Origin of the sequence: Pseudomonas sp. AD21 (genome assembly GCF_002878485.1) — a bacterium.
Classification (GTDB): Bacteria; Pseudomonadota; Gammaproteobacteria; order Pseudomonadales; family Pseudomonadaceae; genus Aquipseudomonas.
This window is the reverse complement of sequence record NZ_NQYG01000061.1, coordinates 24530-33941: the sequence shown is the minus strand read 5'-3', so window position 1 is coordinate 33941 and position 9412 is coordinate 24530. Positions and strand designations below refer to the sequence as shown.

4 protein-coding genes are annotated in these 9412 nt (G+C 63.0%); all 4 read right to left on the bottom strand.

Going from position 1 to position 9412, the window contains the following annotated elements; all coding sequences use genetic code 11:
- Nucleotides 1-54 precede the first annotated feature (54 nt).
- The 4 genes from PseAD21_RS24480 to PseAD21_RS24465 all read right to left on the bottom strand — a co-directional run bounded on the left by PseAD21_RS24480 (nt 55) and on the right by PseAD21_RS24465 (nt 9406).
- Nucleotides 55-420, bottom strand: a complete 366-nt coding sequence (locus PseAD21_RS24480; RefSeq protein WP_102358371.1) for a DUF6124 family protein — start codon at nt 418-420, stop codon at nt 55-57.
- A gap of 532 nt (nt 421-952) precedes the next feature.
- Nucleotides 953-1423, bottom strand: a complete 471-nt coding sequence (locus tag PseAD21_RS24475; RefSeq protein WP_102358370.1) for a chemotaxis protein CheW — start codon at nt 1421-1423, stop codon at nt 953-955.
- The gene (locus PseAD21_RS24470; protein ID WP_102358369.1) at nt 1416-7340 is read right to left on the bottom strand and encodes an Hpt domain-containing protein; all 5925 of its coding nucleotides are present in this window, start codon (nt 7338-7340) and stop codon (nt 1416-1418) included. The genes PseAD21_RS24475 and PseAD21_RS24470 overlap by 8 nt, the downstream gene beginning before the upstream one ends.
- 11 nt (nt 7341-7351) lie before the next feature.
- Entirely contained in the window at nt 7352-9406 is a 2055-nt protein-coding gene (locus tag PseAD21_RS24465; RefSeq protein WP_102358368.1) for a methyl-accepting chemotaxis protein, read from the bottom strand.
- Nucleotides 9407-9412 lie beyond the last annotated feature (6 nt).

Below are 9412 nucleotides of genomic sequence, written 5' to 3'. Positions count from 1 at the left end.
ACCATGTGTCCGGTACATACAGGGAGAGGGCTGGGGTGAGGGTTGGCTTTTAAATCACTCCGTCGGCACCAACCTGTCCAACAAACGGTTGACGGCCATCTCCGCCACCATCACCACCTGCGCAATACCTTGCACAGTCTTGCGGTGCGTGCCTTGCACCATTGCTGCATGGTTGTTGAGCATCACCGTAGCCGAGCCGAGGGTTTCGCTGGCGTCGGCCAGCAGGGATTCGCTGTCGGCGTCGGGGTTGACCATGTACAGCGTGTTGGGGGTGTACGGCGCAGCCATGAGGTCGGCTTTTGGCGGGCCGAGGTAATGGTCGAGCGCGTGTTCGGCGGCTTCGTGGAATTTCTTCGAGTCGGGGGCTTCGTAGGGGGACGCCGCATCTGTTGGCGGCGGACTTGGTGTTGGTTTAATCATTCTCAGGTTCCGAAATAAAGCTGGAACCGCTTCTCTGCTAAAAGAAGGGGTGGCAGCTGAACGCAGGTTAGCAGACCGGGGAACCTAAGGAAGCCGGCGCGCCGAAGCGCCCTGCGCACAGCCGCCATCGAATGCAGGCACTGAGCCTGACGATGATGTATGTGCACCCTTAGATTAACCACGAGCTGCTAAACCCGATCACTGGGAATCAGTGACGGGATCAAGTTACGCAGCCTGCCGAGGGCGCACAAGCCGGCGGATTCTGGTGCATGCGTAGGCAGCGGCGCAAGGATTTGTAGGCTGGTGAGGCGTAACACTGGATGTCTTTAAACAGCTGGACTGAAGTGTGTTTATTGCGCTGTAGAAATTGAGGATTTGTCTGTCGGATTGAGGTGAGGCGACTGGCGCCTTCGCGAGCAGGCTCGCTCCCACAGGGGATCTGGGTCGTGTCCAAAATCTGTGTTCACTGAAGATCCAATGTGGGAGCGAGCCTGCTCGCGAAGAGGCCAGCAAGATCACCACAAACTCAGGATCAGTGGACGAGACCCGCATCCACCAACAACTGCTCCAACCCCAACAAATCCGGCACCTTGGCCACTTGCTCCCCGACTTGCACCGCCGCCTGCTCCAGCGCACACAACGGCACATCGACATAACTCAACTGACTGTCGAGCTTGTACGAGCGCGGAATCCCCTGCACCAGCAGCGCAATGAATTTCAGCTGCGGCAAGCCGCCGAGGGCATTGAGGATGACGATTCGCGCGCGCTCACCAATGACGATTTTCTGCCCGCAGGCCGACTCGAAACTCAGCAGCGGAATCTGCCGCTCACGCCACTTCACCCGTCCCAGATACCACGGCGGTGTGTCCAGATCGAACGCGCTGGCCTGATAGTCGATCAACTCAGCGACAGCGACGTTAGGCAGGATCAGATTACGGTCGGCCAGCGGCAGCAGCAGGCCGGTGAGTTGACTGGTGCGCGCGTTGTGGCGGCGCTCATGCATGTTTCTTGCTCCAGTGGGCAATGCTTTCGAGCAGCACCGATTCCTGGTACGGCTTGCCGAGGTAGTCGTTGACGCCGATGGCCATCGCGCGGTCGCGGTGTTTCTGCCCGGTGCGCGAGGTGATCATGATGATCGGCAGGTGTTGCAGGCGTTCGTCATTGCGCACCTGGGTGGCGACTTCGAAGCCGTCCATGCGCGGCATTTCGATGTCGAGCAGCATCAGGTCCGGCATGTGTTCTTCGAGCAGCAGCATGGCATCGACCCCGTCCTTGGCGGTCAGCACGTTCATGCCGTGGCGTTCGAGCAAACGGCTGGTGACCTTGCGCACGGTGACCGAGTCGTCGACCACCAGCACCAGCAGCGGTTTGTGCGGCTCGCTGTCGATTTCCGCGTGCGCCGGACGCTGCGCGACCCGCGCCTGCATCGCGCGGATCGGCGCCAGCAGGTCAAGAATCAACACCACCCGGCCATCGCCGAGAATCGTCGCCCCCGACACGCCCTGCACCGCACCGAACTGCGGGCCGAGGCTCTTGACCACGATCTCGCGAGTGCCGGCCATCGCGTCCACCTGCACCGCGATGTGCCGGTCATTGCACTGCACCAGCAGCACTGGCAACGGCAGACTCTGGCCGAGCAGTTTCGGCCGTGGTGCGGTTTTCAGCAGCTCGCCCAGATAGCACAACTCGTAACGCTGGCCGCCGTAGTGATAGCTCGGCGGATCATTGCGGTAATGCCCTTCCAGATCATTCGGCAACACGCGGACGATGCCTTCAATGGTGTTCAGCGGAATCGCGTATTGATCCTCGCCGCTCTGCACCATCAGTGCACGGTTGACCGATACGGTGAACGGCAAGCGAATGCGGAAATGCACACCCTGCCCGGGCACCGAGTCGATGCTCATGGTGCCGCCGAGCTGGCGGACTTCTTCGTGGACCACGTCCATGCCGACGCCGCGTCCGGAAATCTGGGTGATCTTTTCAGCGGTGGAGAATCCCGGCTGCAGGATGAACTGCAACACATCGCGGTCGCTGATCTCGGCATCCGGCGCCAGCAAACCACGCTTGATCGCCTTGCGCCGCACCGCATCCAGCGGCACACCGGCGCCGTCATCGCGGATATCGAAAACGATGTCGCCGCCCTCGCGGGACAGGTCCAGGCTGATCGTGCCCTGCGCCGGCTTGCCCGCCGCCAGCCGCACTTCGGCAGACTCCAGACCGTGATCGACGGCATTACGCAGCATGTGTTCCAGCGGCGCGGCCATGCGCTCCAGCACGTTGCGGTCCATCTCGCCTTCGGCGTTGTCGATGATGAACGCAACGTCCTTGTTCAGCTCTTCGGCGACCTGACGCACGATGCGCTTGAGCCGCGGCAACATGCGCTCGAACGGCACCATGCGCGTGCGCATCAGGCCTTCCTGCAATTCGGTGTTGATCCGCCCCTGTTGCTGCAACAGGTTCTCGGCGTCGTGGTTGCGGCGGTCGAGGGTTTCCTTGAGGTCGAGCAGGTCGGAGGCGGATTCGAACAGCGCACGTGACAGTTGCTGCAACTGCGAATGACGGTCCATTTCCAGCGGATCGAATTCTTCGTAACCGAGGCGTTCGGCATCGACCTGCTGTCGGCTGAGAATCCGCCCCTGGGTTTCGGTATCGAGCCGGCGCAACTGATCGCGCATGCGCTCGATGGTGGTTTCCATCTCGTTCAGCGCGGTTTGCGCATCGCTGACCTGCTGCTCGATACGCCCACGGAAAATCGAGGTTTCACCGGCCAGATTGACCAGCTCATCAAGCAGTTCGGCGGAGACCTTGACCATGTCCGCACCGGCGTCGACGGCCGGCGCCGCAGCTTCGGTCTTGACCACAACCGGTACCAGCGGCGGCGTGTCGGGCGTCACCGGGTGGCTGAAGTTCTGGATCGCGCTGATCAGTCGATCTGCTGGCGGGCACGGCTGTCCCGCGCGCACGCCGTCGAGCATTTGCGCCAGGCGGTCATGCCCGCGTTGCACCAGCGCAAACAGTTCGGCGGACGGTTGCAGCACACCGGTGGCGAGGCTTTCGTAAAGGTATTCCAGCTCATGGGCAAGGTCGCCGATCGGGCCGATCTCGACCATCCGTGCGCCGCCCTTGAGAGTGTGCAGATCGCGCAGCAGGGTTTCCACTTCCTGGCGATTGCCCGGCTCGGCCTGCCAGCGCAGCAACGCCGCGCCGGAGTTTTCGATGATGTCGAAACCTTCTTCGAGGAAGATCTCCAGCAGCTCCGGGTCATGCGCGGCGCTGTCGTGCTCGGCGGCCGGTTGCGCGGCTTCGGCACTGCCGGATGCGCCCTGACGGAACTGGCGGATCGCCTCGATCAGCTCCTGCGCCGGGCGCAGTGGCTGATGATCCTGCAACTGCTCCAGCAACAAGGCCAGGCGGTCATGACTCTTGTGCAGCAAACGGCCCAGCCTCTCGCTGTGACTGTAGCGACGATCCACCAGCCCTTCGTAAAGACCTTCCAGCTCATGGGCCAGATCGCCGATGGCATCGACCTCGGCCATTCGCGCGCCACCCTTGAGGGTGTGCAAGTCGCGCTGCAACGACGACAGCGGCGCACTGTTGTCCGGATCGCTCAACCAGCGCTGCAAGGCCTGGCCGGCGCTGTCGAGAATGTCCACCGCCTCTTCGAGGAAGATCTCGACGATCTCGTCGTCGGGAGCGGTCTCGGGATTGGCCTGGGCAAGTTCGGCGGTCGCGGCGCCCAGCTCATGGATGCTCAAGGTGCGGCTGCCGTCGCTGCGGATCAGCCCCATGGAGGTGGGGTCGAGGCTTTCATCGAGCAGTTCGTGCAGGGCGCGGATACGTTGCGGCTGCGGCGTGACTTCCTGGCCGGCGGCCAGTTCGTCGAGCATGTTGATCAGCGCTTCGTGAGCATTCTGCGCCTCCTGGAAAAACCGCTCACTGACCGCCAGGCTGCTTTCTTCCACCGCGCCATAGAGGTCGAGCAAGGCTTCGCACAGGACGTCGACCGGCAGCAGATCGGCGAGGTGTGCGCCTTCGCCCAAAGTGGTCAGTTCATCCAGCAGCGCGCTGAGTTCCTGGCGCTCGCCGGGGTGCTGCTGCCAACGTTGCAACAGGCTTTCGGCGTCGAGCAGGATGTCCATGCCCTGAGCGAGAAAGTTGTTGATCAGTTGCGGATCGCGCTTGACCCGCAGGCCGGTATTCGGCGCATTGAGGATCGCTTCCAGACGTTCGGCGAGCAGTGTGCCCGTGCGTTTGATCAGCGACTGCGCACCGACAATCGGCGCCAGCGGATCATGCTTGAGCTGACGCAGGCCAACCCGGAACAGGCCTTCGGCTTCGAGCAGCAATTCCACTTCGTCCAGATCGAGTGGCAACTGATGCGCCTTGAACTCGCGGGCCAGTTGATCCAGCGGCGCCGCCAGCTCGGCAATCGGCAGCACACCGGCCATCGACGCACTGCCCTTGAGGGTGTGCAAGGCGCGCTGCAACTCGTCGCTGGCCTGCAGCGGCACATGCTCGGCGGCCTGATCGAGGAAACGGTTGAGGCTGGCGAGGTGGGTTTCGGCCTCGTTGCGGAAGATCTCCAGCAACAGCGGATCAAGCGCGGCAACGTCGGCGACGTCTTCTTCGGCCAATGCTTGATCGCCTTTGGCCAGAGCGTGCGCACGGGCCGCGAGTTGATCGACATCGCTGCGCTGACGCTGGCGCTGAGTGGCGAATTCGTTGATCAGCTCCGGCAGCAACAGCACGCTGTCCTGAAGCAACTGCTGAACCTGCGGGCCGGGCTCGACGCTGTGTTCCAGCACGCGGTTGAGCAGGTTTTCCACCGCCCACGCCAGCTCGCCAAGGATCAACGCGCGAACCATGCGCCCGCTGCCCTTCAAGGTGTGGAAGGCACGACGCAGTTCGGTCAGCGCGGCGCGATCATCGGTGTCGGCCGACCAGCGCGGCAGGTATTCGTGCAGGACCTCGAGCACCTCGTCGGTCTCCTCGAGGAACACTTCGCGCAGTTCATCGTCCACCGGTTCTTCATCGGCGGGCGGCGGCATCAGGCTGCCGGGGGTGATCCGTGCCGGCGGGTTGAGCGCCGACACCGGGCTGGCCAGCACATCGGCCAGCGACTGCACCGTTTCGGGGTCATCCAGCGCTTGCAGGTCCTGCATCACCCGCGCTTCGCCGGGGCTGAGCACGTCGTCAAGCAGCGGCACACGCGGTTCGCGGGGCTGCTCGTCGAGCGGGTCCTTGGGAAAAAAACCGAGGCTGGCGAGGCTCTTCTGCGCGACGTCCAGCAATTGCTCGTTCGGCGCCTGCGGATCGTCGCTCAGACGCTCGAGGTAATACTCAAGGCTGGTGATGACGTCGGCCAGATTATCCAGCTGCTGCCAACCTGGCTCGTGGGGATCGAGCAGCAGGTGCTCGCGGATGAAACGGTTGCAGGCCTCGACCAGGCTCGCCGCCCGGCTCAGCGGAATCATCGCCAGCGCGCCGCGCACCTGGGTCAGCAGCTCCGGCAACGGTTGCAGTTGCTGGCGATCCCAGTCGGCGTCGATATAGTCGACGATCATGTCCTTGGCCTGTTGCAGACAGATGCGCGCTTCCTTGATCACGATCTGGTGGATCTGCGTCAGGTCGGTGGTCGGCAAACGCGCGTCTTCGGGGCTTTCCGGCTCCACCTTGCCGACCATCCCGGCGAGATTCGCTTCGACGTAGAGCAAGGCGCCGGCCACATCCATCAGTGTGGCGTCACTCGGTTCGCGCTGGCCTTGAGCGAGGCTGAGCACCACTGCCAGTTGATCGATGATGACTTTACGCGGCTGGCCGAAACCGAGCACCGCCAGGGTGTCGGCGATCTGCCGCAGTGGCGCCAGCAGGCTCTCCAGGTCGGAGGCATGCTGGCGGTCGCTGCGCACGAACAGATCAAGGCGTTCCTTGACCCGCACCAGTTCTTCACACAATGCCGTGAGCACCGAGCGCATCGCATCGCGGTCGGGACCGGCCAGGCGCGCGCGTTCTTCGTCGAGCATCGCGCTGTCGGGCAACGCGTCGTCCAGGGAGTAGCGATCTTTCATGGTCAGCATCTGCCCGGTGGGATGTTCGGCTTTGGCAATATAGAACAGCAGACTTTTGAGCAGCTCCGCAGGCGGCGGCTGATTGAGGCCGCGCATGCCTTGTTCGAGCAGGCGCTTGAGTTCCTTGTCGGCATCCTTGAACAGGCTGCGCAGCGCCGGGCTGTGGGCGATGACGCCTTCGCGCATGCCTTCGACCAGCGCCGATACCACTTGCCACAAGGGGCTCAACGGCGCGTCGCCGCTCAAGGCTTCAAGTCGGTTGAAGACTTTCGCCAGGTAGTCCAGATGCGTCTGGTCATCCTGCTCGCGCAACAGACCGACCAGCGCCATTTGCAGCATCTGGCGCAACTTGCGCAGCACGTTCGGCAGTTCCGCTGGCTCCAGCAGCGCCAGCGCTGCATCGCTGAGCGGCGCCAGTTCGGGCAGTTGCGGGCTGAACAGGCTGGTTTCCGAGAGCAGGCTTTCACCCCGGGCGCTGCGCAGATCGTTGATCAGCGGCAGCACCACCAAGGGCAGATCGCGGCGGGCACTCTGCACGCGATCGAGGTAGATCGGCAGTTGCCCGAGGGCTTGCAGCAGCAGGTGCAGGGCTTCGTCGCGATGGCTGACGCGTTCGTGCTGCAGGGCCTCGATCAGATGTTCCATCTCTTCGGCAAGCAAGGCGGCGCCATAGAACTCAACCATCTGCAGACTGCCGTGCACCTGATGGACGTAGTCAAGGCACTCGTCCAGCCCAGGAAACGCCTGCGAATCATCGAGCACGGTTTCAATCGCCTGATGCGCCTGTTTCAGCGTTTCGGCAATTTCGCCCTTGACCCATTCGAGGGCCACATAGTCGTGCCGGTCACCCATAACCACTCCACTCACGCCTTGTCCGTCGCGGACGCCGACGGCAAGGTGAAACCGGATACCGAACGGCGCAGCTGACTGGCCATTTTCGCCAGATTGCCGATGCTCTCGGCGGTGGCGGTGGAGCCGGACGAGGTCTGCGAGGTGATCTGCTGGATCACGTTCATCGTCAGCGAGATCTGCCCGGCCGACGAGGTCTGCTGCTGCGCCGCGTTGGAGATGCTTTGAATCAACGCGGCGAGGGTTTTCGAAACGCCTTCGATTTCTTCCAGAGCCACACCGGCATCCTGCGCCAGTCGGGCGCCGCGCACCACTTCGGTGGTGGTCTGCTCCATGGAAATCACCGCTTCGTTGGTGTCGGTCTGAATCGCCCGCACCAGGGTTTCGATCTGCCGGGTGGCGGCGGACGAACGTTCGGCCAGTCGCTGCACTTCGTCGGCGACCACGGCAAAACCGCGTCCGGCATCCCCGGCCATCGAGGCCTGAATCGCCGCGTTGAGCGCGAGGATGTTGGTCTGGTCGGCAATGTCGTCGATCAGGCTGACGATGTCGCCGATTTCCTGCGACGACTCGCCCAGACGCTTGATGCGTTTGGCGGTGTCCTGAATCTGTTCGCGGATGTTGTCCATGCCGTGGATGGTGTTGTGCACCACCTCATTGCCCTTGTTGGCGATTTCCACCGAGCGCTCGGCCACCGCCGAGGATTCAGCGGCGTTGGCCGAGACCTGATCGATCGACTGAGCCATGTCGCTGATCGCGGTCGAGGCTTCGGAAATCTGCTGCGCCTGATGTTCCGAGGCCTGGGCCAGGTGCATGGCGGTGGCCTGGGTTTCCTGCACGGCGGCGGCGACCTGGCCGGCGGTGAGGTTGATGGTGGCGACCAGATCGCGCAGTTGGTCGACCGAGTAGTTGATCGAATCGGCGATGGTCCCGGTGAAGTCTTCGGTCACCGAGGCGGTTACGGTCAGGTCACCGTCGGCGAGGTCTTCGATCTCGTCGAGCAGGCGCATGATCGCGTTCTGATTGCGTTCGTTCTTCTCGGCGGTCTCGCGCAACTGGCGATTGGTTTCACGAACCATGACCATGCCGATCAGGATGATCGAGGCCAGCGCCAGCAAGCCCAGCACGTAGCCGCCAATGGTGTCGGTGTTGCGCCCGCCGGCAAGGTTTTCGAAACCGCTGGCGAGGTGCGAGGCTTCGTCGAGCAGGGTCTGCGACAGGCTGAAGATATTGCTCGCCGACTCCCGGACCTTGAACAGCTCCGGCGAGGTTTCGAGAATTTCATCCACGGAGCCGGAGACGAACTGGAACAGCTCGGAAATTTCACTCAGCCGCGCACGGGCATCACGGTCTTCGACCTGGCTGATTTTCAGGGTCGGGTTACCCTGCAACATGCCGTTGAGCACCTGGCCGAAACGGGTGGCATCGCGGCCAAAAGCGTCGGCAGCCTGCTGCGAGTTTTCGTCACCGGCCAGCACGGTGTTCACCGCGCCGAGAATGCGTTCAGCCAGCAGCGATTGGCGCTGGGCCATCGCCACCTGCGCTGCCGGGGCGCCGCGCTGCAGAAGGATCTCGACGACTTTTTCGTATTCGATCTGCAACTGCGGCACGGTTTCGGCCAGCGTCGCGGCGACTTGATGCAGCGAGAGCACGGTCTGTTCGCTGGAGAGAATCGCATCGGTGTTTTTCAGCAGGCGTTCCCAGTCCAGCTGCACCGCGCGCATTTCCGGGCGCACGGTGGCGGGTGCGGGCGGCAGGCCGGTGGCCGGGTCGCCCTTCTTCAGGTAACCCCAGCGCTGGGCAAAATCGTTGCGCGCATCGCTCAGCAGCTTGAACGCAGCGGCCTTCCCGGCAGCCGCCTCGGTGGCGTTCTTGGCGATGCGTTGCGACAGCACGCGCAGCTCACCGGCGTGGCCGATGTACTGCTTGTCGTAGTTGGCCTGGGTGTTGAGGTAGGCGAAGTTGGCGAACAGCAGCATGATGAACACGATCAGTGCGATGAACAGCACGATGATCTGCGAGCGACTGCGCGACCCTTCCGCCGATTTGCCTGTTTTTGCCTTTGTCATCGGTCC

Excerpts from the sequence above, each read along its gene's own strand:
- PseAD21_RS24480 (WP_102358371.1), bottom strand. The coding sequence starts at position 420 with ATGATTAAACCAACACCAAGTCCGCCGCCAACAGATGCGGCGTCCCCC.
- PseAD21_RS24475 (WP_102358370.1), bottom strand. The coding sequence starts at position 1,423 with ATGCATGAGCGCCGCCACAACGCGCGCACCAGTCAACTCACCGGCCTG.
- PseAD21_RS24470 (WP_102358369.1), bottom strand. The coding sequence starts at position 7,340 with ATGGGTGACCGGCACGACTATGTGGCCCTCGAATGGGTCAAGGGCGAA.
- PseAD21_RS24465 (WP_102358368.1), bottom strand. The coding sequence starts at position 9,406 with ATGACAAAGGCAAAAACAGGCAAATCGGCGGAAGGGTCGCGCAGTCGC.